This is a genomic window from Pseudomonas sp. Q1-7 (genome assembly GCF_028010285.1).
In the GTDB taxonomy this organism is placed as follows: Bacteria; Pseudomonadota; Gammaproteobacteria; order Pseudomonadales; family Pseudomonadaceae; genus Metapseudomonas.
Genome location: NZ_CP116304.1, coordinates 5,374,075 through 5,395,946, shown reverse-complemented (window position 1 = coordinate 5,395,946; position 21,872 = coordinate 5,374,075). Strand labels below are relative to the sequence as shown.

The following is a 21,872-nucleotide window of genomic DNA, read 5'->3' as shown; positions in this document are numbered from 1 at the left end:
GTCAGGACGGCCAGTGCCCTACCTTCAGCAGTTCGATCCGGTTGTCGTATTCCAGCCCGCCGTGCGTCCTGAGGTGTGGCGGTGAACGCCTGCCTGGCCAGTGGCTGGAGCCTCGGCGGGCCGGTGGTGCTGACCATCGCCGTGGGGCTGGGGGTGATCCTGATGGCGCGCTGGGTCAGCCGCCAGCGACATTTCCCCGGTCGCGAGAGCTTCATCGTCCTGCATGTCGGCATCTGCTGGTGGCTGGCTGCCGCTGGCCTCGAACTGGCCGCGCAGGGACCGCAATGCAAGGTGTTCTGGGCCAGCATGGCCTGGCCTGGGATCATCGGCGTGCCCACCTTTTGGGCGGTGTTCCTCTGGCAGTACGTCAACAGCATCCGCGAACCCCTGAGCCTGCGCGGCTTCCTGTTGCTCGGCATCGGCCCGTTGCTGGCGTCCGTCATGGCCCTGAGCAACCCCTGGCACCAACTGTTCTACGGCCCCGGCACCCTGCCGGTGGATGCGACGCCGGGCGCGGCGATCCGCTACGACCACGGCCCGCTGTTCAATGCCGTGGCCATCTACGTCTATGTCTTCATGATCTTCTGCCTGACGGTGGTGACCCGCGCTGCCCTCGCCAGCCATGGCCTGCACCGGCGGCATTACCTGGCGTTCGTGCTGGTCACCTGCGTGCCCTGGGGTGCCAACCTCAGCTACGTGGTGTATGGCTGGACCTTGTTTGGCTTCGACCCCACCCCGTTCAGCTTCGCCTTCACCCTGGTGGCCTTCGCCTGCCTGATCCTCGGCGTGCGCCTGTTCGACCTGCTACCGGTGGCCCGCCACCTGCTGCTGGAGGAATTGCCCGACCCGGTGCTGGTGGTCGACCCCAGGCACCGGGTGATCGACGCCAACCCCGCCGCCCTGGCGCTGGCCGGGCAGCCGCCGGCCTGGCAGGGCATGACCCTGGACAACTGGCCGGTGTGCGGTGTGGAGCTGGAGGCCATGCTGGCGGCGGGGGAGCGGGAGATGCTGTTGGTCCCGGTCAGTTCCTCGCGCTTCTTCGAGGTCCGCTCCCGCGATATCGAGCGGGTCACGCGCGGCGGCACCTTCATCCTCGGGCAGATGCTCTACCTGCGCGATATCACCGAACGTCATCGCAGCGAGCTCAAGCTGGCCGAGGCCCTGGCGACCAGCGAAGAGCGCCTGCGCACCATTACCCGCCTGCACGAGCAGTTGCAGGAACAGGCCCTGCGCGACCCGCTCACCGGCCTCTACAACCGCCGTCACCTGGGCGAACTGTTCGCCCGCGAACTGAGCCGCAGCCGACGCGACCGCACGCCGGTGGCCCTGGCGCTGATCGACCTCGACCACTTCAAGCAACTGAACGACCGCCACGGCCATCTGGTCGGCGACGACGTGCTGCGCGCGGTGGCCATCCACCTCACCGGCAAGTTGCGCGGTAGCGATGCGGTGTTCCGCATCGGCGGCGAGGAGTTCCTCCTGCTGCTGCCCGGTGCCACCGGCGATGAAGCCTTCGCCCGTTTGCGGTCGCTCTGCGAGACGCTCGCCAGCCAGCCCTTGTCGACCCGCGAAGGGCCGCTCTCGGTGACCCTTTCCGCCGGCCTCGCGGTGTGGCCCGCCCAGGGGCAGACCCTGGAAGAGCTGATGCAGGTGGCCGACGCCGCGCTGTACGAAGCCAAGCGCAACGGTCGCAACCAGGTGCGTGGCCTGGCGGCATCCGATGCCGGCTGAACCTGTGGCCGGCCGCGGCGTCAGATGTTTGCGCCGCCTGGCGGGGCGGCAGCGACGGCGGTTTCAGCACCTTCCATCCCGCTGTGAGGCATTGCGAATCGAGTCGCGCTAAACTGCGCGCATTTTTCCACCCTCCGGAGCCAATCCATGTCCCGCGTTACCCTGAGTCGCTACCTGATCGAGCAGACCAGAAGCCACAACACCCCTGCCGATCTGCGCTTCCTCATCGAGGTCGTCGCGCGCGCCTGCAAGGAAATCAGCCATGCGGTGTCCAAGGGCGCACTGGGCGGCGTGCTGGGCAGCATGGGCACCGAGAACGTGCAGGGCGAGGTGCAGAAGAAGCTGGACGTGATGTCCAACGAAATCCTGCTGGAAGCCAACGAATGGGGCGGCCACCTGGCGGGCATGGCCTCCGAGGAAATGGACAACGCCTACCAGATTCCCGGCAAGTACCCGAAGGGCGCCTACCTGCTGGTGTTCGACCCGCTGGACGGCTCCTCGAACATCGATGTGAACGTGTCGGTGGGCACCATCTTCTCGGTGCTGCGTTGCCCCGAGCAGTACCTCTCGCAGAACGACAGCCTCAATGAGCAGGCGTTCCTGCAGCCGGGCGTCCAGCAGGTCGCCGCCGGCTACGCCATCTACGGCCCGCAGACCATGCTGATGCTGACCCTGGGCGATGGCGTGAAGGGCTTCACCCTGGACCGCGAGCTGGGCAGCTTCGTGCTCACCCATGACAACATCCGCGTGCCGGAAACCACCGCCGAATTCGCCATCAACATGTCCAACCAGCGCCACTGGGAAGCCCCGGTGAAGCGCTATGTCAGCGAGATGCTGGCCGGCAAGGAAGGCGTCCTGGGCAAGAACTACAACATGCGCTGGATCGCCTCCATGGTGGCCGACGTGCACCGCATCCTCACCCGCGGCGGCATCTTCATGTACCCCTGGGATGCCCGTGAGCCGGAGAAACCCGGCAAGCTGCGCCTGATGTACGAAGCCAACCCGATGTCCTTCATCATCGAGCAGGCCGGCGGCGCCTCCACCGATGGCCGCCAGCGCATCCTCGATATCCAGCCGACCTCCCTGCACCAGCGCGTACCGGTCTTCCTCGGCTCGAAGGAAGAAGTCGCCCGCGTCACCGGTTACCACCAGGAGTAACCCATGCAGCCCTGGCAGCCGTTGCTTGACTGGTGGTTCGGCCCCGAAGCCTCCGCCACCCAGACCGCCGCGGCGCGCCAGGGGCTCTGGTTCGGCAAGAAGGACAGTCAGGACGCCGAGGCGCGCGAGCGCTTCGGTGACCTGGTGGAGCAGGCTCTGGACGGCGGCCTGGCCCATTGGGCCGACCAGCCGGACGGCTGGCTGGCGCTGATCATCCTGCTGGACCAGTTGCCACGCATGCTCTTTCGCAATGACCCGCGCGGGTTTTCCGGCGACGCCCGTGCCCAGGCGCTGGTGGCGCACGGCCTTGCCCGCGGCCTGGAGCGCGATCTCGCGCCGATCCGCCAGGTGTTCGTCTATCTGGTGCTGGAGCACGCCGAGGACCTGGCCAGCCAGGAACGCGCCCTCTACCGCTACCAGCAGTTGCTGGACGGCTGCGACGCCGCCGAGCGCGAGCTGTTCGCCAACTTCTTCGACTTTGCCGAGCGTCATCGGGTGGTGATCGCCCGTTTCGGCCGCTTTCCCCATCGCAACGCCACGCTCGGCCGCACCTCCAGCGCCGAAGAATCCGCGTTCCTGCTGGAACCCGGTTCGCGCTTCTAGGCTCCAATGGGCACTCTCGCGACCGCTGTGCCAAGCTGGTCGCATCCCATCCGCCAAGGAGCGTTTCATGTCCCTGCGTATTCTCGCCCTGTTGTCCTGCTGCCTGGCGCTGGCCGCCTGCAACAAGCTCAACCAGGAAAACTATTCCAAGCTCAAGTCCGGCATGACCAAGGCCGAAGTGGAGATGCTGTTGGGCAGTCCCACCGAGTGCGCCGGTGCAGTGGGGTTCACCAGCTGCACCTGGGGCGATGAAAAGACCTTCGTCAGCGTGCAGTACGCGGGCGACAAGGTGCTGATGTTCTCCGGCAAGGGGCTCAAGTGACATTGACCCCGCCCCCAGGCCCCTCCCTGAAGAGGGGCTGGAGGTGACGGACGCCGCTGGTCAGCGCAAGGCGTCCCGCAACACGTCCGCGAACGCCCTCGCCGTTTCTTCCTCGGCGGCGTGCCGGCCATCTCGCACCACCCAGCTTCCACCCACCATCACGTCGCGCACCTGACGGTCACCGCCGGCGAACAGCCAGCGGTTGAGCAGGGCGTCGCCTTCGGCGGTGGCGAGGTAAGGGTCGTTGCCGTCGAGAACGATCCAGTCGGCACGCTTGCCGGCCGCCAACGCCCCCACCGGCTGGCCCAGTGCCTGGGCGCCGCCGGCCAGCGCGGCGTCGAACAGGGTGCGGCCCACGTGCGGCTGGTCGGCGCGATAGAGGCGGTTGCGGCGTTGGTCGCGCAAGCGCTGGCCGTATTCCAGCCAGCGCAGTTCTTCCACCACGCTCACCGAGACATGGCTGTCGGAACCGATGCCCAGGCGGCCGCCTCGGGCGAGGAAGTCCACCGCCGGGAATATGCCGTCGCCCAGGTTGGCTTCGGTGCTCAGGCACAGTCCGGCCACCGCACCGCTGCCGGCCATCGCGGCCACTTCGTCGGCTTCGGCATGGGTGGCATGGACCAGGCACCAGCGTTCATCCACCGGCGCGTTCTCGTATAGCCACTGCAGCGGGCGGCGTCCGCTCCAGGCGAGGCAGTCGTCCACTTCCTTCTGCTGTTCGGCGATATGGATATGGATGGGGCGGACGCCCCGTTCGGCGTCCAGCACCGTTGCCAGTTGCTCGGGCGTGACCGCGCGCAGGGAGTGGAAGCACAGGCCCAGTTGCTGGTTCGGGCGGCGGGCGATTTCGCCCTGCAGGCGTTCCTGGAGGGCCAGGTAGCTGTCGGTGCTGTGGATGAAGCGGCGTTGCCCGTCGTTGGGGGCCTGGCCGCCGAAGCCGGCGTGGCTGTAGAGCACCGGCAGCAGGGTCAGGCCGATGCCGGCGTCGCGAGCCGCCTGGCTGACCCGCAGGGCAAGTTCGGCTGGGTCGGCGTAGCGGCGGCCGTCGACGTCATGGTGCACGTAGTGGAACTCGGCGACGCTGGTGTAGCCGGCCTTGAGCATCTCGATATAGAGCTGCCGGGCAATGACTTCCACCTGTCGCGGACCGAGCCGGCCCACCAGCCGGTACATCAGGTCGCGCCAGGTCCAGAAGCTGTCCTCGGGATTGCCCGCCACTTCGGCGAGCCCGGCCATCGCGCGCTGGAAGGCGTGGGAATGCAGGTTGGGCATGCCCGCCAGGACCGGACCCCGTAGGCGCTCGGCGCCTTCCGCGCCGGCCTCGGCCTGGACCCGTTCGATCAGGCCGGTGGAGGAAAGGTCGAAGCGGACGTTGCGTGCCCAGCCTTGCGGCAGCAGGGCGCGTTCAGCGAAGAATGCGGACATGGCGAGGCCCCGGGGGAGGGTGGTTTTATTTGTATATACATATACAGACGTTTGCGGGTAACGTAAACTCACGCCAGTCGCGCACTTGTCTGGAATTGTCGAATCCGGTACATGCCGGAAGCGGGCGCCCCCGTTCCGGGCCTTGCCTGTCCAGCCCACGCCGACAAGGAGATACCCGTGTCCAGTTCGCCCTCCGCACCATCCTCGCTGGCCGCCCAGATGGGCGAAACCCCGGCGCCGCTCTACGCCCGCGTCAAGCAGATGATCAGCCAGCAGATCCAGAGCGGCGCCTGGCCGCCGCACTACCGCGTGCCGTCCGAGAGCGAGCTGGTCAGCGAGCTGGGCTTCAGCCGCATGACGATCAACCGCGCCCTGCGCGAGCTGACCGCCGAGGGGCTGCTGGTGCGCATGCAGGGCGTGGGCACCTTTGTCGCCGAGCCCAAGGGCCAGTCGGCGTTGTTCGAGGTGCACAACATCGCCGAGGAGATCGCCCAGCGCGGCCATCGCCACCACTGCGTGGTGGTCAGCCTGGTGGATGAAGTGGCCGGCCCCGAGCGCGCCCTGGCGCTGGACCTGCGCGAAGGCCAGCGGGTCTTCCATTCGCGCATCGTGCATTTCGAGAACGATGTGCCGGTGCAGATCGAGGACCGCTTCGTGAACCCGGCCGTCGCCCCCGATTACCTGAAGCAGGACTTCACCCGCCAGACGCCCTATGCCTACCTCTCCCAGGTGGCGCCGCTGACCGAGGGCGAACACGTGGTCGAGGCCATCCTCGCCGACGCCGAGGAGTGCAAGCTGCTGCAGATCGAGCGCGGCGAGCCCTGCCTGCTGATTCGCCGGCGCACCTGGTCCGGACGCAACACCGTGACCAGCGCGCGCCTGCTCTATCCCGGTTCCCGCTACCGCCTCGAAGGACGTTTCGGTTCATGACCCAATCCCGCCTGCTGCGCGCCGCCGATTACCCCCGCATGCCGTGGAAGAACGGCGCCGGTTCCACCCAGGAAATCGCCCGTGATGCGGGCGACGGTCTCGATGGCTTCGGCTGGCGGCTGTCGATTGCCGATGTCGGCGAATCGGGTGGTTTCTCCGCCTTCAGCGGCTACCAGCGGGTGATCACCGTGTTGGAGGGCGCCGGCATGCGCCTTGAGGTGGATGGCCTGCGTTCACGCGACCTCACCGTTTTGGACGCCTTCGCCTTCGATGGCGGCGGTGCCGTGCACTGCGAGCTGATCGGTGGTCCGATCCGCGACTTCAACCTCATCTATTCGCCCAGGCGCTACAACGCCCGCCTGCAATGGTTGCGGGTGGACGGGGCGTTGAAGCTGTTCAGCGCCGCCCGCAGCCTGTTGTTGTTCGCCGCGGAGGATGGAGTGAGCCTAAGCCATGAGGGCCAGCGGTCCGACGTACTGGGGCGCCATGACTGCCTGCATCTGGAAACGCCTGGAACCCTTGCCGAAGTGACGCTGAGCGGCAACGGCGCGGCCTGCTGCCTGATCGAGCTGTCGCCGCGTTAATAGATCGTTCGGCTCTGCTGTAGGAGCGAATTCATTCGCGAAGCAAGCCGCAGGCTTGTCCTGCAAGCATCCCTGTGGCCGCTTTGCGGCCATTCGCGAATGGATTCGCTCCCACAGATGCATTTCCCCAGCTTCGCGGACAAGCGGGCAGGATAGCGCCACAGGGTCTACACCTAACCCTGTCGCCCGCTACGCCTACCGGAGCCGCCCATGCCCCGCCACAGCGTTCTCGCTGCCATCGTCCTGTCCCTGGCCCTGCCTGCCGTCCAGCAGGCGAATGCCGCCGATTGCCCCTATCCCAAGCCCGTGGTGCTGGCCGGGTTGAACTGGGAAAGCGGCATGTTCACCACCGAGGTGCTGCGCCTGCTGCTGGAGAAGGGTTATGGCTGCAGCACCGATGTGCTGCCCGGTAACACCCTGACCATGGAGAACGCCCTGCGGCAGAACGATATCCAGGTGATCGCCGAGCAGTGGGCCGGGCGCAGCGAGTTGTGGCGCAAGGCCGAGGCGGCCGGCGAGGTGTTCGCCGTGGGCGAGCCGGTGAAGGGCGCTACCGAAGGCTGGTGGGTGCCCGAGTACCTGGTGGAAGGCGCGGATGCGCCGGCTGCCGGACTGCGCTCGGTGAGCGACCTGCCGCGCTTCAAGGCGCTGTTCAAGGACCCGGAATCCCCCGGCAAGGGGCGCTTCTACAACTGCCCCACCGGCTGGACCTGCGAGGGTGTCAACACTCAGAAGCTCAAGGCCTATGGCCTGGACGACAGCTATGTGAATTTCCGCACCGGCACTGGCCCGGCGCTGGATGCGGCGATCAACTCGGCGATCCGCCGACGCCAGCCGATTCTCTTCTACTACTGGTCGCCGACGCCGCTGATGGGGCGCTACAAGCTGGTGCAGCTTGAAGAGCCGCCCTTCGATCAGAAGGCCTGGGAAACCCTGATCGACCCCGGCAATCCCAAGCCCATCGGCACCCGCTCGCTGCCGGCGAAGATCGCCATCGGCGTTTCCCGCGACCTTCGCGATCAGGCGCCAGCGCTGGTGCGGGTCTTCGAGAGGATGGAAATCCCCCTGCCGCTGTTCAACGGCATCCTTGCGCGCATGGCCGAGGAGCGCACCGAGGCCGGCCCCATGGCCGATACCTTCTTCCGCCAGCACCGGGATATCTGGTCGCAGTGGGTGCCGGCCGAAGTGGCCCAGCGCATCGACGCGTCCCTGAAGTGACTGTTACCTAACTCCCCAATTTGGGGCTGGGGTGCTTCGAAATCGAGCATTTTCCGCTTCGGTAACAAGTGGCTGGGCCTTTTCGGCTGGCGCCATCGCGCTGGCCGGTCCTCTGATTCCCGCGCGATTCAAGGCTTCCTCGTGGTTTCTCGACGGCGAAACCCGAGTTGGCCCTTTGCTTGCTTATGCTTGTATGTACAAGTAGAGATGTGTGCAGACATTCAAGCAATCATCCCCCCCATGCGGAGATTTCAGCGATGCCCGAAGAACTTTCGCCGCCCCTTGCGTCATCCCGTGGGTATGCCCTGGCCCGTTTGCTGGGTTACAGCCTGATCGGTCTGGTGCTGTTCTTCGTGCCGTTCGAGATTGCCGGCCGCTCGACCATCCTGCTGGACCATGCCGCCACGGCGCTGCAGGTCCACGCGCGGCCGCTGGTGATAGGCATGGCGCTGCTGTTCATGCTGTATGGGGCGGTCGAGCCCTGGTACAGCGGCAGCTGGCGCAAGGGTGCGACCCGTCTGGTGTTCAGCGTGCTGAAGGTGCTCGGTCTGCTGATCGGTGTGGCCTACCTGTTCAAGGTCGGCCCGCAGGTGATCTACCAGCCGGGGATGCTGCCCTTCCTGTTCGAGAAGCTGGTGCTCAGCCTGTCGCTGATCGTGCCGCTGGGTGCGTTGTCGCTGGTGTTCCTGATCGGCTTTGGCCTGCTGGAACTGATCGGCGTGCTGATGCAGCCGGTGATGCGACCGATCTGGCGCACGCCGGGCAAATCGGCGATCGATGCGGTGGCTTCCTTCGTCGGCAGCTATTCCGTGGGTCTGCTGATCACTGACCGCATGTACCAGCAAGGCCACTACAGCGTGCGTGAGGCGGCGATCATCGCGACCGGATTTTCCACGGTTTCCGCACCCTTCATGGTGATCATCGCCAAGACCCTCGGCCTGATGGAGCAGTGGAACCTGTACTTCTGGGGCGCGATGGCCGTGACCTTCGCGGTGACCGCCATCAGTGCGCGCATCTATCCGCTGTCGCGGCTGCCATCCGATGCACGCCCCGAGCCACGGTTGCAGCCAGGCGTCAGCCGTTTGCGCAGCGCCTGGCACGCCGGCCTGGAGCAGGCAAGCAACGCCCCGTCCCTGCTGTCCTCGTTGCGGGAAACCTTCGTCGATGGCCTGCGCATGACCGCGGCGATCCTGCCAAGCATTCTTGCCGTCGGCCTGCTGGGTTTGCTGGCGGCCAAGTACACCCCATTGTTCGACGCTGTCGGCGTGCTGCTCTACCCGCTTACCTGGCTGTTCGACCTGAACGAGCCGATGGAGGTCGCACGGGCCATCTCGGCCGGCCTGGCCGAGATGTTCCTGCCGGCCATGCTGCTGAAGGATGCCGACGTGCTGGTCAAGTTCGTCACCGCCATCGTGTCGGTCAGCAGCGTGCTGTTCCTGTCCGCCTCCATTCCCTGCGTGCTGGCCACGCGGATACCCCTGAGCCTGCGCGACCTCGTGGTCGTCTGGCTGCAGCGCACGATTCTCAGCCTGGTGTTCAGCATCCCGCTGGCGTACCTGGCGCAATTCATGGGCTGGCTCTGATTGCCGCTCCTGCTACTACCCTTTGAAGAGGCCCCTGCCATGACCAAATTCCGTGACACCGAAATCCGCGCCCCGCGTGGCAACACGCTGAACGCCAAGAGCTGGCTGACCGAAGCGCCGCTGCGCATGCTGATGAATAACCTCGACCCGGAAGTGGCGGAGAACCCGAAGGAGCTGGTGGTGTACGGCGGCATCGGCCGCGCCGCGCGCAACTGGGAGTGCTACGACAAGATCGTCGAGACCCTCAAGGCACTGAACGAGGACGAGACCCTGCTGGTGCAATCCGGCAAGCCGGTCGGCGTGTTCAAGACCCACGCCAACGCCCCGCGCGTGCTGATCGCCAACTCCAACCTGGTCCCCCACTGGGCCACCTGGGAGCACTTCAACGAACTGGATGCCAAGGGCCTGGCCATGTACGGCCAGATGACCGCCGGCAGCTGGATCTACATCGGCAGCCAGGGCATCGTCCAGGGCACCTATGAAACCTTCGTCGAGGCCGGCCGCCAGCATTACAACGGCAACCTCAGCGGCCGCTGGGTGCTCACCGCCGGCCTCGGCGGCATGGGCGGCGCCCAGCCCCTGGCCGCGACCCTGGCCGGCGCCTGCTCGCTGAACATCGAATGCCAACAGAGCCGCATCGACTTCCGCCTGAAGACCCGCTATGTCGACGAGCAGGCCAAGGATCTGGACGACGCCCTGGCACGCATCAAGCAGTACACCGCCGAAGGCAAGGCGATCTCCATCGCCCTGCACGGCAACGCCGCCGAAATCCTGCCGGAGCTGGTGCGCCGTGGCGTGCGCCCGGACATGGTTACCGACCAGACCAGCGCCCACGACCCGCTGAACGGCTACCTGCCGGCCGGCTGGACCTGGGACGAGTACCGCGACCGCGCCCAGACCGACCCGGCCGCCGTGGTCAAGGCCGCCAAGCAGTCCATGGCCGTGCACGTGCAGGCCATGCTGGACTTCCAGAAGCAGGGCGTGCCGACCTTCGACTACGGCAACAACATCCGCCAGATGGCCAAGGAAGAGGGCGTGGCCAATGCCTTCGACTTCCCCGGCTTCGTCCCGGCTTATATCCGCCCGCTGTTCTGCCGCGGCATCGGCCCGTTCCGCTGGGCCGCGCTGTCCGGCGACCCGCAGGACATCTACAAGACCGACGCTAAGGTCAAGGAGCTGATCCCGGACGACGCCCACCTGCACCGCTGGCTGGACATGGCCCGCGAGCGCATCAGCTTCCAGGGCCTGCCAGCGCGCATCTGCTGGGTCGGCCTGGGCCTGCGCGCCAAGCTGGGCCTGGCATTCAACGAGATGGTGCGTTCCGGCGAGCTGTCGGCGCCCATCGTCATCGGCCGCGACCACCTGGACTCCGGCTCGGTGTCCAGCCCGAACCGTGAAACCGAAGCCATGGCCGACGGCTCCGATGCCGTGTCCGACTGGCCGCTGCTGAACGCCCTGCTGAACACCGCCAGCGGCGCCACCTGGGTGTCGCTGCACCACGGCGGCGGCGTGGGTATGGGCTTCTCCCAGCACTCGGGCATGGTGATCGTCTGCGACGGCACGGACGAAGCCGCCGCGCGCATCGCCCGCGTGCTGACCAACGACCCGGGCACCGGGGTCATGCGTCATGCCGATGCCGGTTACCAGATCGCCATCGACTGCGCCAGGGAACAGGGCCTGAACCTGCCGATGATTGGCAAAGGAGCGTGAGTGTGAACGTGCTGAATCTGAAACCCGGACACCTGAGCCTGGCGCAATTGCGCCAGGCCTACCTGCAGCCGCTGCGGGTCAGTCTCGATGCCAGCGCCGCGGCCGGCATCGACGCCAGCGTCGCCTGTGTCGAAAGCATCATCGCCGAGGGGCGCACCGCCTACGGCATCAACACCGGTTTCGGCCTGCTGGCGTCGACCCGCATCGCCCCGGCCGACCTGGAAAAACTGCAGCGTTCGCTGGTGCTGTCCCACGCTGCCGGCGTCGGCGAAGCCCTGGACGACGCCATGGTGCGGCTGATCATGCTGCTCAAGGTGAACAGCCTGGCCCGTGGCTTCTCGGGCATCCGTCGCAAGGTGATCGACGCCCTGGTGGCGCTGCTGAACGCCGAGGTCTATCCGCACATCCCGCTCAAGGGCTCGGTGGGTGCCTCCGGCGACCTGGCGCCCCTGGCACACATGTCCCTGCTTCTGCTCGGCGAGAGCAAGGCGCGCCACCAGGGCCAGTGGCTGCCGGCCACCGAGGCCCTAGCGGTCGCCGGGCTGGAGCCCCTGACCCTGGCCGCCAAGGAGGGCCTGGCCCTGCTCAACGGCACCCAGGTGTCCACTGCCTACGCGCTGCGCGGCCTGTTCGAGGCCGAGGACCTGTACGCCGCCGCCACCGTCTGCGGCAGCCTCAGCGTCGAGGCCATGCTCGGCTCCCGCGCGCCCTTCGACGCGCGCATCCACGCTGCCCGTGGCCAGCGCGGGCAGATCGACGCCGCCGCCGCCTACCGCGAACTGCTCACCGCCAGCAGCGAAATCGCCCGCTCCCACGAGAAGTGCGACAAGGTGCAGGACCCGTACTCCCTGCGCTGCCAGCCGCAGGTCATGGGCGCCTGCCTGACCCAGCTGCGCCAGGCCGCCGAGGTGCTGGAGATCGAGTCCAACGCCGTCTCCGACAACCCGCTGGTGTTCGCCGAAGAAGGCGACGTGATTTCCGGCGGCAACTTCCACGCCGAGCCGGTGGCCATGGCCGCCGACAACATCGCCCTGGCCATCGCCGAGATCGGTTCGCTGTCCGAGCGGCGCATCTCGCTGATGATGGACATGCACATGTCGCAGCTGCCGCCCTTCCTGGTGGAGAACGGCGGGGTCAACTCCGGCTTCATGATCGCCCAGGTCACCGCCGCCGCCCTGGCCAGCGACAACAAGGCCCTGGCTCACCCGGCCAGCGTCGACAGCCTGCCCACCTCGGCCAACCAGGAGGATCACGTGTCCATGGCGCCGAACGCCGGCAAGCGCCTCTGGGCGATGGCCGACAACGTGCGCGGCATCCTTGCCATCGAATGGCTGGGCGCCTGTCAGGGCCTGGACTTCCGCACCGGCCTGAAGAGCTCGCCGAAGCTGGAAGAAGCGCGCGGCCTGCTGCGTTCCAGGGTGCCCTACTACCAGGAAGACCGCTTCTTCGCGCCCGACATCGAAACCGCCAGCGACCTGCTGGCCAGCGGCTGCCTGAACGCGCTGGTACCCGCGAAGATGCTGCCGAGCCTGTGAATCCGAAGTACTGAAAACAGAGGCGGGCGCACAACGCCGGCCTCGGGTCAGGAAGACCGTAGAACAACGGCATGAGGCCCCCGGGACGACTACACGTCGTGGCCGGTCGTTGAACACAACCATCGCCAGTTTCTGGCAGCGGGAGCCGATACCACCGGCTTCTGCGAATGAACGAACTGCCTTAACCCCTTACCAAGTTTCAGGAGCGTCGGAACATGCAATTCAAGAAGCGAGTGTTGGGCCTGGTGTGTGCGGCAGGTCTGCTGGCCGGGACGGCTTCCGCCCAGGCGGCGGGCTGGTGCGAGTCCGGCAAGCCGGTGAAGTTCGCCGGCCTCAACTGGGAAAGCGGCATGTTGCTCACCGACCTGCTGCAGTTCGTGCTGAAGAACGGCTACGGCTGCGAGACCGACAGCCTGCCGGGCAACTCCATCACCATGGAACAGGCCTTGGGCAACAACGACATCCAGATCTTCGCCGAAGAGTGGATCGGCCGCAGCGACGCCTGGAACAAGGCCGCCGCCGCCGGCAAGGTGGTGGGCGTGGGCGCTCCCATCGTCGGCGCCACCGAAGGCTGGTACGTGCCGCGCTATGTGATCGAGGGCGATGCCAAGCGCGGCATCGAGGCCAAGGCGCCGCAACTCAAGGCCATCGCCGACCTCGGCCAGTACGCCGAACTGTTCCGCGACCCGGAAGAGCCGGGCAAGGGCCGCTTCTACAATTGCCCGGCCGGCTGGACTTGCGAGCTGGACAACAGCGAGATGCTCAAGCGCTACGGCCTGGAAGACACGTTCACCAATTTCCGCCCCGGCACCGGTCCGGCCCTGGATGCGGCCGTGCTGTCGAGCTATCGCCGCGGTGAGCCTATCCTTTTCTATTACTGGTCGCCGACGCCGCTGATGGGCCAGGCGGACCTGGTCAAGCTGGAGGAAAAGCCCGGCGTGGACAAGAACGTGACCATCCAGGTCGGCCTGTCCAGGACCTTCCATGACGAGGCCCCCGAACTGGTGGCGGTGCTGACCAAGGTGAATGTGCCGATCGAGCTGCTGAACCAGAACCTGGCGAAGATGGCCAAGGAAAAGATGGACTCGGCGGACCTGGCCAAGGTCTTCCTCAAGGAGCATCCGGACGTGTGGCGCGCCTGGGTCAGCGAAGACGCGGCGAAGAAGATCGACGCCGCCCTCTGACCGCGGACGTCATTCATCCAGGCCCCTCCGGTACGAGGGGCCGTCTACCCTGACCGGAGCGAACCATGTTCCCTGAACGCTTCACCTTCTCCATCGCCGACTGGGTCAACAGCTGGGTCGACAGCCTGGTGACCAACTACGGCGACGTGTTCCGCCACATCTCCGACACGCTGCTCTGGGCCATCGTCTATCTCGAAGGTGTGCTGCGTGCCACGCCCTGGTGGCTGGTGCTGGCGGTGGTCGCCGGCATCGCCTGGCACGCCACCCGGCGCGCCGTGCCGACCCTGGTGATCACCGGCCTGCTGTTCCTGGTGGGCGCCGTGGGCCTCTGGGACAAGCTCATGCAGACCGTGGCGCTGATGCTGGTGGCCACCTTCATTTCGGTGCTGATCGGCATTCCCCTGGGCATCCTCGCCGCCCGCAGCGACCGCCTGCGCGCGGTGCTGATGCCGCTGCTGGACATCATGCAGACCATGCCCAGCTTCGTGTACCTGATCCCGGTGCTGATGCTGTTCGGCCTGGGCAAGGTGCCAGCCATCTTCGCCACCGTGATCTACGCCGCGCCGCCGCTGATCCGCCTCACCGACCTGGGCATCCGCCAGGTGGACAAGGAAGTGATGGAGGCGGTGAACGCCTTCGGCGCCAATCGCTGGCAGCAACTGTTCGGCGTGCAGCTGCCACTGGCCCTGCCGAGCATCATGGCGGGCATCAACCAGACCACCATGATGGCTCTGTCGATGGTGGTGATCGCCTCCATGATCGGCGCCCGCGGCCTGGGCGAGGACGTACTGGTGGGCATCCAGACACTGAACGTCGGCAAGGGCCTGGAAGCGGGCCTGGCCATCGTCATCCTGGCCGTGGTCTTCGACCGCATCACCCAGGCTTACGGCCGTTCGCGGCACGCAGCCAGCAACTGAGTGGCGAGACTATGAGCAAGATCGTCGTCAAGAACGTATTCAAGATCTTCGGCCAGCGCGCCGACGAGGCGCTGGCGCTGATCCAGCAGGGCAAGAGCAAGGCCGACGTGCTGTCCAGCACCGGTTGCGTGGTCGGGGTCAACGACCTGTCGCTGTCCATCGGCGCCGGCGAGATCTTCGTGATCATGGGCCTGTCCGGCTCCGGCAAGTCCACCCTGGTGCGTCACTTCAACCGCCTGATCGATCCCACCAGCGGGCAGATCCTGGTGGATGGCGAGGACATCCTCGGCTACGACATGGAGCAGTTGCGGGCATTCCGCCGGCGGAAGATCAGCATGGTGTTCCAGAGCTTCGGCCTGCTGCCGCACAAGAACGTGCTGGACAACGTCGCCTACGGCCTCAAGGTCCGTGGCGAGACCAAGGCCTGCTGCCTGGAGCGCGCCCAGCACTGGATCACCACCGTCGGCCTGAAGGGCTATGAGAGGTCCTACCCGCACCAGCTCTCCGGCGGCATGCGCCAGCGTGTCGGCCTGGCCCGCGCGCTGGCTGCGGACACCGACATCATCCTCATGGACGAAGCCTTCAGCGCCCTCGACCCGCTGATCCGCGCCGACATGCAGGAGCAACTGCTGGAACTGCAGAAGACCCTGCAGAAGACCATCGTCTTCATCACCCACGACCTGGATGAAGCGGTGCGCATCGGCAACCGCATCGCCATCCTCAAGGATGGCCAACTGATCCAGGTGGGCACGCCGAAGGAAATCCTCCACCAGCCGGCGGACGACTACGTCGACCGCTTCGTCCAACGCCGCGTGGCCAACCTGTAAGGAAGACGTGGATGTCCGTACCCGAGAAAGTCCTGCTGGGCGATACGCCGCTGACCTGGCGCGAGGTGGTGGCGGTGGCTCGCCACGGCGCACGCCTGGAACTGACGCCGGCGGCCTGGGCGCGCATCGACAACGCCCGTGGCATCGTCGAGCGCATCGTCGAGCGGGGTGAGCGCGCCTATGGCATCAGCACCGGCCTCGGCGCCCTCAGCGAGGTGGTGCTGAGCACCGAGCAGTTCGCCGCGCTGTCGCGCAATACCTTGCTCAGCCACGCCTGCGGCGTCGGCCCGATGCTGGCCGATGAGCAGACCCGCGCCATCATCTGCTGCGCCATCATCAATTACAGCCACGGCCGTTCCGGCCTGCAGCGGCACGTGGTGGAGGCGTTGCTGGCGCTGCTGGAGCGCGGCATCACCCCGCAGGTGCCGTCCCAGGGCTCGGTGGGCTACCTGACCCACATGGCCCATGTCGGCATCACCCTGCTCGGTGTCGGCGAAGTGAGCTGGCGCGGCCGGGTGGTGCCCGCCGCCGAGGCGCTGGCTGCCGAAGGCCTGGAACCAGTGCGCCTGGGCGCCAAGGACGGGCTCTGCCTGGTCAACGGCCTGCCCTGCATGACCGGCCTGACCTGCCTGGCGTTGGACGATGCCGAGCGGCTGATGCGCTGGGCCGACGTGATCGGCGCCATGAGCTTCGAGGCCCTGCGCGGGCAGCTTGCCGCCTTCGACCCGGACATCATCGCCCTCAAGCCCTACCCCGGCGTACGGGCAGTGGGTGCCAACCTGCTGGCCCTGCTGCAGGGCAGCGAGGTGGTTGCCGCCAGCCAGGGCATCCGCACCCAGGACGCCCTGAGCATCCGCTCCATTCCGCAGGTACACGGCGCCTGCCGCGATCAACTGGCCCACGCCGCGCGCCAGGTGGACACCGAACTGGCGGCGGCCAACGACAACCCGCTGCTGCTGGGCACGCCGGACCGCTACAAGGTCGTGTCCCAGGCCAACCCCCATGGCGAGTCGGTGGCCATGGCGGCCGATCTCCTGACCATTGCCGTGGCCGAGTTGGGCGGTATCGCCGAACGCCGCCTCGACCGCCTGGTGAACCCGCTGGTCAGCGGCCTGCCGGCCTTCCTGGTGAGCCAGCCGGGCGTCAACTCGGGGATGATGATCGCCCAGTACGTCGCCGCCGCCCTGACTGGCGAGAACCGCCAACTGGCGCAGCCATCCGTTGTGGATAACTTCGTTACCTCGGGCCTGCAGGAAGACCACCTGAGCCTGGGCACCAGTGCCGCGCTCAAGCTGGGCAAGGCGTTGGAGAACGGCCGTCGCATCCTTGCCATCGAGTACCTGCTGGCCGCCCAGGCCTTCGAGTTCCACAGGCCGCTGGGCTTTGGCGCGGGCACTGGCGCGGCCTGGGAAGCCCTGCGCGAACGGGTTCCGGCCTACGACCAGGACCGCTGGCTGGCACCGGACATCGCCCGCGCCGCCGACCTGCTCGCCGACCGCGCCGTGCTGGATGGCATCGCCGCGCGCATTGGAGGACTGCAATGAAACACCTCTGGCACAACTGCCACGCCGCCACCCTGCGCGGCGGCAAGTACGCCATCGTCGAGGACGCGGTGCTGGTCACTTATGCCGGACGCATCGAATGGATCGGTCCGCGCGCCGAGTTGCCGGCGATTCCCTACGACGTGGAGGTCGACCTCGGCGGCGCCTGGGTCACCCCTGGGCTGATCGATTGCCACACCCACCTGGTGTTCGGTGGCGACCGCAGCCGCGAGTTCGAACAGCGCCTGGAGGGCGTCAGCTACGCCGAGATCGCCGCCCAGGGCGGCGGCATCGCCAGTACCGTGCGCGCCACCCGCGACGCCAGCGAAGACGAGCTGCTGGAGAGCGCCGTGCGCCGCGCCCGGCAATTGCTGCGCGACGGTGTGACCACCCTGGAGGTGAAGTCCGGCTACGGCCTGGACCTGGCCAGCGAGCGCAAGATGCTGCGCGTCGCCCGCCGCCTGGGCGAGGTCCTGCCCATCACCGTGCGCGCCACCTGCCTGGCCGCCCACGCCTTGCCGCCGGAATATGCCGGCCGCGCCGACGACTACATCGCGCATGTCTGCGACAGCATCCTGCCGACCCTCGCCGGCGAGGGACTGGTGGATGCGGTGGATGCCTTCTGCGAGCACCTGGCCTTCTCCCCGGATCAGGTGGAGCGGGTGTTCAAGGTGGCGCGTGAGCTGGGCCTGCCGGTGAAGCTGCATGCCGAGCAGCTGTCGTCGTTGCACGGCTCCAGCCTGGCCGCGCGCTACCAGGCGCTGTCGGCGGACCACCTGGAATACATGACGGAGGAAGACGCCATCGCCATGGCCAAGGCCGGCACCGTCGCCGTGCTGCTGCCGGGGGCCTTCTTCCTGCTGCGGGAAACCCAGCTACCGCCCATCGAGGCGCTGCGCAAGCATGGGGTGGCCATGGCCGTGTCCACCGACCTCAACCCCGGCACCTCGCCGGCGTTGTCGCTGCGCATGATGCTGAACATGGCCTGCACCGCCTTCCGCCTCACCCCGGAGGAAGCGCTGGCCGGTGCCACCCTGCACGCCGCGAAGGCCCTGGGCCTGGCCGAGAGCCATGGCAGCCTGGAGGTGGGCAAGGTGGCCGACTTCATCGCCTGGGACATCCAGCGCCCGGCGGAGCTGGCCTACTGGTTGGGCGGCGACCTGCCCAAACGGGTGATTCGACACGGACAGGAGATCGACTGTGGATAACGTTCTCTGCTTCAGTCGCGGCAGCGTGCCGCTGCTGATCAGCATGCCGCACCCCGGCACGCTGCTGACCCCGGTGGTGGAAGCCGGCCTGGTGGAGGCCGGTTGGGACCTCACCGATACCGACTGGCACATCCCGCGCCTCTATGACTTCGCCGCCGAGCTGGGGGCGAGCACGTTGGCGGCGCAATACTCGCGCTACGTCATCGACCTCAACCGGCCGGCCGATGACAAGCCGCTCTACGCCACCGCGACCACCGGCCTCTACCCGGCGACCCTGTTCGACGGCGAGCCGCTCTACCGCGAGGGCGAGGAGCCTTCCGCGGCGGAGCGGGCGCGCTACCTGGCGGAAATCTGGACGCCTTACCACCGCACCATCGCCGACGAGCTGGCGCGCATGAAGGCCGAGTTCGGCTATGCGCTGCTGTTCGATGCCCACTCCATCCGCTCCTTCGTCCCGCGCCTGTTCGAAGGCCGCTTGCCGGACTTCAACCTGGGCACCCATGCCGGCGCCAGCTGCGACCCCGGTTTGGCCGAGGCGCTGCTGGCGGTCTGCGCCGGGGCGAAGGATTACAGCCACGTGCTCAACGGCCGCTTCAAGGGCGGTCACATCACCCGCCACTACGGCCAGCCGGACCAGCATATTCATGCGGTGCAGCTGGAACTGGCCCAGTGCACCTACATGGACGAACAGGTGCCTTTCGACTACCGCGAAGACCTGGCGGTGCCGACCCAGGCGGTGCTGAAGAGCCTGCTGCAGGCGATGCTCGGGTGGGGGCGCCAGCGCTACGGCCGATGATCGGGGGACGGCGGCGAGGGCTTCCGGCGGCAGTGCGTCCCTGTGCCCGGCTGTCGCTCAGGCAAGCAGCGCCATCAGTTTCGGCAGATTCTCCGCAGCCTGCTGCCGGGTCAGGTGCAGTTCGCGGAGCAGGGCCTGGCGTTCGCCGTCGTCGGGACGAACCTCGCGTATCACGGTGGTCATCAGGAACAGGCGGGAGCTGAACAGCCACTGGGTCATGGCCGTGTTTTCGCGCCAGCGCTGGAAGTTGCGCAGGTGGACCGCCCAGATCCTGAGCCAGTCCTCCGGCAGCCGTGGAACAGGCACCGGCTGGCAGCAGGCGTTCTTCTCGGCGTCGTCTGTCAGGTGGCATTCGACGTAGGCGATCAGGGCCGCCGAAAATACCGGCTGATTGTTGCTGACGAAGGCCAGGTTGACCCTGTTCCCGTCGAACACCCGCGTCACGTCCCAGCCGCCCAGGCCGTTGGCGCTGCAGTCGATGAACAGGGCCCCGGCGGGCACCTCGATAGCGCCACTTTCCAGTAGGACCTTCCCTGGCCCGATCACCTCGACGTGGCCCAGCCTGACCTTGTTGCCGATGCCGCGCAGGGCGCCGAGTTCGGCCCGGGTGACGGTGGCGCCGCGATAGGCCCTGGGTGTGACGGCTGGATCGATGCGCAGCAGCGGGCCGGATCGTTCGAGCCGCTCGAACAGGTCCGCGAGCGAGGAGGCCGCGGCGATGGCCGAGTACTGTGCGGTGACGCCGCGGACGCTCTGCTCGAAGTACTCGAGCCCGGGTTGCAGGGTGGCGCGATCCACCAGCCAGGGGTCGCTGGGCATGATCCAGTGGATCGACGCCGGCGCCACACCCTGCAGCAGCAGCCACAGGCAGGTATCGATGCCGGTCTTGCCGGCCCCGATCACCACATAGGCGGGATAGGGCTGGCGGACCTGCGGCAGCCGGTTGGGCGGTATGCAGGTCACCCCGTCGGCGACCCGGTACTTCGGGGGATGGGTGGAGGGCACCTGGGTCCGGGCAAGGGTGCCATCGACCAGCTTGCGCCGCGCCCGCACCCGGTACTCACGGCCGCTGAGCAGGGAAACGAAGCGATGGTCCGATGCACGGTCCCCGACGTAGTCGCACATGGGGCAGTAGCGCACGCGCCTCGATGGCAGGAAGCACTGGTTCATCACCTGATCGTAGTAACTGAGGATTTCCGAGCCGGAGGCCAGTTCGTAGAGGTTTTCCCCCAGCGCGGAGCTGTCCTTCTGGCCGCTGCCCAGTTCGCGGGAGTTCACGCCGTAGCAGGCGGAAGGTTGGTGAAGCCGCACGAAGGGGTAGGCGTCGTTCCAGTGGCCACCGGGGCTGGCGTGGCGGTCCACCATCAGCACGGTGGCGTCGGACTCGCTGAGCAGCGTGTCGACGAAGGCCATCGCCGCCGCGCCGGCGCCGATGACCAGGTAGTCGGTCTCCAGCGGTTCTGGGTGCATGCTGATTGTCCTCGCGCAGAGGTCTTCCCAAACTTAGCGCCAGGGGGACGGCACGCCAGAACATGTGCTGATTGCGGCCATAGCCAACGGCTCTAACAGCCGCCTTTGCGTGGCGGCGAGCCGCTGGGAAAAGCCGAGCGCCGCCGGCCGCTTCAGCGTTGCAGGCCGAGGTGGCGGATCACCACCACCTCGGCCGCCACCCGCTCCCAGACATCGTCCAGCAGCTCCGCCGGATAGAAGGGCAGGGCGGCCAGTTCGTCGCGGCTGACCCAGCCCAGCTCGCGGATTTCGAATTCGTCGCCGCCCAGGCCGTTGAGGTTGGCCAGGCTGAGTTCGCCGTGCCAGGCGTCGATCCGGTAGAACAGCTCCAGGTGGAAGCGGCCCATGGCCGGCTCGGCGAACTCGCGGACGTAGACCAGCGGGCCGACGTCCACTTCCAGCCCGGTTTCCTCCATGAACTCGCGGCGAACCGTGTCGCGGGTGGATTCGTCGCTCTGCGACTCGAAGCCGCCGCCCGGCGGTATCCAGTAGATGTCGTCGCCCACCACATGCTTGACCAGCAGGATGCGACCGTCGCGTACCAGCAGGCCGGCGGCGCGGATGCGATGGCTGAGCGGCGCGCTCATTGCCAGTCCAGCCTTGCGAGTTTCCAATCGCCGTCGTCCAGCCACCACTCCAGCTTCACGCCGTAATGCCGCGCGCTGTCGGGAATCAGCCCCTCGGCACCGGTCAGGGCCACCTGCGCCTCGGTGTAGCCCTTCTCGCGGTAGGTCGGGTCCAGGCGATTCGCCTTGCTGATGGCCAGTACGCTGACGTTCTTGTGGCGCATGAACAGCAGGGTCATGGTGCGCTTGGCCCAGTCGCGGTCGTTCTGCTGCTGGGCGGTGAACTGCGGGTGCAACTGTTCCAGCACCGCGCCGGTCTTCTTCGCTTCGAGGTTGGCCTGTAGCCGTTGCACCGCCGCGTCCAGTTCCGCGGCCGGGTCCTCACGGCCACAACCGGCTAGGATTGCCAGAACGCAGAGCGTCGGCAGCGCGAACTTCCTGAGTAGCATGCTGAACTCCTTTTTCCTCGTTATGATGCCCGGCAGGTTAGAAGGCCGGTCCCGCTCAGGGGTCGACCTTGCGCAC

The 21,872-nt window shown here is 67.1% G+C and carries 20 protein-coding genes; 16 read left to right on the top strand and 4 right to left on the bottom strand.

Annotated elements, in window-relative coordinates; translation table 11 throughout:
* The first annotated feature begins 81 nt into the window (after nucleotides 1-81).
* The 4 genes from PJW05_RS24890 to bamE all read left to right on the top strand — a co-directional run bounded on the left by PJW05_RS24890 (nucleotide 82) and on the right by bamE (nucleotide 3,814).
* Nucleotides 82-1,731: a histidine kinase N-terminal 7TM domain-containing diguanylate cyclase gene (locus PJW05_RS24890; protein ID WP_271409598.1), complete on the top strand. Its 1,650-nt coding sequence runs from the start codon at nucleotides 82-84 to the stop codon at nucleotides 1,729-1,731.
* A 147-nt stretch (nucleotides 1,732-1,878) separates the two neighbouring features.
* Nucleotides 1,879-2,889 carry a class 1 fructose-bisphosphatase gene (locus PJW05_RS24885; RefSeq protein WP_271409597.1) on the top strand — a complete coding sequence of 337 codons (1,011 nt, stop codon included), beginning with the start codon at nucleotides 1,879-1,881 and terminating at the stop codon, nucleotides 2,887-2,889.
* A 3-nt stretch (nucleotides 2,890-2,892) separates the two neighbouring features.
* On the top strand, nucleotides 2,893-3,492 hold the full coding sequence (locus PJW05_RS24880; RefSeq protein ID WP_271409596.1) for a DUF924 family protein: 600 nt from the start codon (nucleotides 2,893-2,895) through the stop codon (nucleotides 3,490-3,492).
* A 67-nt stretch (nucleotides 3,493-3,559) separates the two neighbouring features.
* Nucleotides 3,560-3,814, top strand: coding sequence for an outer membrane protein assembly factor BamE domain-containing protein (bamE, locus tag PJW05_RS24875; protein ID WP_271409595.1), 255 nt, complete (start codon nucleotides 3,560-3,562; stop codon nucleotides 3,812-3,814).
* A gap of 60 nt (nucleotides 3,815-3,874) precedes the next feature.
* On the opposite strand, the gene PJW05_RS24870 is transcribed toward bamE, so the two are convergent.
* On the bottom strand, nucleotides 3,875-5,239 hold the full coding sequence (locus PJW05_RS24870; protein ID WP_271409594.1) for a formimidoylglutamate deiminase: 1,365 nt from the start codon (nucleotides 5,237-5,239) through the stop codon (nucleotides 3,875-3,877).
* A 177-nt stretch (nucleotides 5,240-5,416) separates the two neighbouring features.
* Here PJW05_RS24870 and hutC point away from each other — a divergent pair, with 177 nt between their 5' ends.
* From hutC to hutG, 12 genes are all read left to right on the top strand, one after another.
* Nucleotides 5,417-6,169 (top strand): histidine utilization repressor, encoded by a 753-nt coding sequence (hutC, locus tag PJW05_RS24865; RefSeq protein WP_271409593.1) that lies wholly within the window; start codon nucleotides 5,417-5,419, stop codon nucleotides 6,167-6,169.
* The gene (locus PJW05_RS24860) at nucleotides 6,166-6,753 is read left to right on the top strand and encodes a HutD/Ves family protein (RefSeq protein WP_271409592.1); all 588 of its coding nucleotides are present in this window, start codon (nucleotides 6,166-6,168) and stop codon (nucleotides 6,751-6,753) included. The genes hutC and PJW05_RS24860 overlap by 4 nt, the downstream gene beginning before the upstream one ends.
* A gap of 210 nt (nucleotides 6,754-6,963) precedes the next feature.
* Nucleotides 6,964-7,971, top strand: coding sequence for an ABC transporter substrate-binding protein (locus PJW05_RS24855; RefSeq protein ID WP_271409591.1), 1,008 nt, complete (start codon nucleotides 6,964-6,966; stop codon nucleotides 7,969-7,971).
* A gap of 257 nt (nucleotides 7,972-8,228) precedes the next feature.
* Complete coding sequence (locus tag PJW05_RS24850) at nucleotides 8,229-9,554, top strand: YjiH family protein (RefSeq protein ID WP_271409590.1); 1,326 nt, start codon at nucleotides 8,229-8,231, stop codon at nucleotides 9,552-9,554.
* 39 nt (nucleotides 9,555-9,593) lie between these two features.
* Nucleotides 9,594-11,264, top strand: a complete 1,671-nt coding sequence (gene hutU, locus PJW05_RS24845; RefSeq protein ID WP_271409589.1) for a urocanate hydratase — start codon at nucleotides 9,594-9,596, stop codon at nucleotides 11,262-11,264.
* Nucleotides 11,265-11,266: 2 nt separating this feature from the next.
* Nucleotides 11,267-12,799, top strand: coding sequence for a histidine ammonia-lyase (gene hutH, locus PJW05_RS24840; protein WP_271409588.1), 1,533 nt, complete (start codon nucleotides 11,267-11,269; stop codon nucleotides 12,797-12,799).
* Between the two features lie 215 nt (nucleotides 12,800-13,014).
* Entirely contained in the window at nucleotides 13,015-13,983 is a 969-nt protein-coding gene (locus tag PJW05_RS24835; protein ID WP_271409587.1) for an ABC transporter substrate-binding protein, read from the top strand.
* Nucleotides 13,984-14,048: 65 nt separating this feature from the next.
* Nucleotides 14,049-14,900: an ABC transporter permease gene (locus PJW05_RS24830; protein ID WP_271409586.1), complete on the top strand. Its 852-nt coding sequence runs from the start codon at nucleotides 14,049-14,051 to the stop codon at nucleotides 14,898-14,900.
* The gene (locus tag PJW05_RS24825; RefSeq protein ID WP_271412299.1) at nucleotides 14,897-15,727 is read left to right on the top strand and encodes a quaternary amine ABC transporter ATP-binding protein; all 831 of its coding nucleotides are present in this window, start codon (nucleotides 14,897-14,899) and stop codon (nucleotides 15,725-15,727) included. The genes PJW05_RS24830 and PJW05_RS24825 overlap by 4 nt, the downstream gene beginning before the upstream one ends.
* Nucleotides 15,728-15,738: 11 nt before the next feature.
* A complete protein-coding gene (locus PJW05_RS24820; RefSeq protein WP_271409585.1) occupies nucleotides 15,739-17,271 on the top strand; it encodes an HAL/PAL/TAL family ammonia-lyase in 1,533 nt (510 codons plus the stop codon).
* Nucleotides 17,268-18,476 (top strand): imidazolonepropionase, encoded by a 1,209-nt coding sequence (gene hutI / locus PJW05_RS24815; RefSeq protein WP_271409584.1) that lies wholly within the window; start codon nucleotides 17,268-17,270, stop codon nucleotides 18,474-18,476. The genes PJW05_RS24820 and hutI overlap by 4 nt, the downstream gene beginning before the upstream one ends.
* A complete protein-coding gene (gene hutG, locus PJW05_RS24810) occupies nucleotides 18,469-19,272 on the top strand; it encodes an N-formylglutamate deformylase (protein ID WP_271409583.1) in 804 nt (267 codons plus the stop codon). Before hutI ends, hutG begins: the two co-directional genes overlap by 8 nt.
* A 57-nt stretch (nucleotides 19,273-19,329) precedes the next feature.
* On the opposite strand, the gene PJW05_RS24805 is transcribed toward hutG, so the two are convergent.
* The 3 genes from PJW05_RS24805 to PJW05_RS24795 all read right to left on the bottom strand — a co-directional run bounded on the left by PJW05_RS24805 (nucleotide 19,330) and on the right by PJW05_RS24795 (nucleotide 21,796).
* On the bottom strand, nucleotides 19,330-20,742 hold the full coding sequence (locus tag PJW05_RS24805; RefSeq protein ID WP_271409582.1) for an FAD/NAD(P)-binding protein: 1,413 nt from the start codon (nucleotides 20,740-20,742) through the stop codon (nucleotides 19,330-19,332).
* A 152-nt stretch (nucleotides 20,743-20,894) separates the two neighbouring features.
* A complete protein-coding gene (locus PJW05_RS24800; RefSeq protein WP_271409581.1) occupies nucleotides 20,895-21,368 on the bottom strand; it encodes an NUDIX domain-containing protein in 474 nt (157 codons plus the stop codon).
* Nucleotides 21,365-21,796 (bottom strand): hypothetical protein, encoded by a 432-nt coding sequence (locus PJW05_RS24795; RefSeq protein WP_271409580.1) that lies wholly within the window; start codon nucleotides 21,794-21,796, stop codon nucleotides 21,365-21,367. Before PJW05_RS24795 ends, PJW05_RS24800 begins: the two co-directional genes overlap by 4 nt.
* Nucleotides 21,797-21,872: the final 76 nt, after the last annotated feature.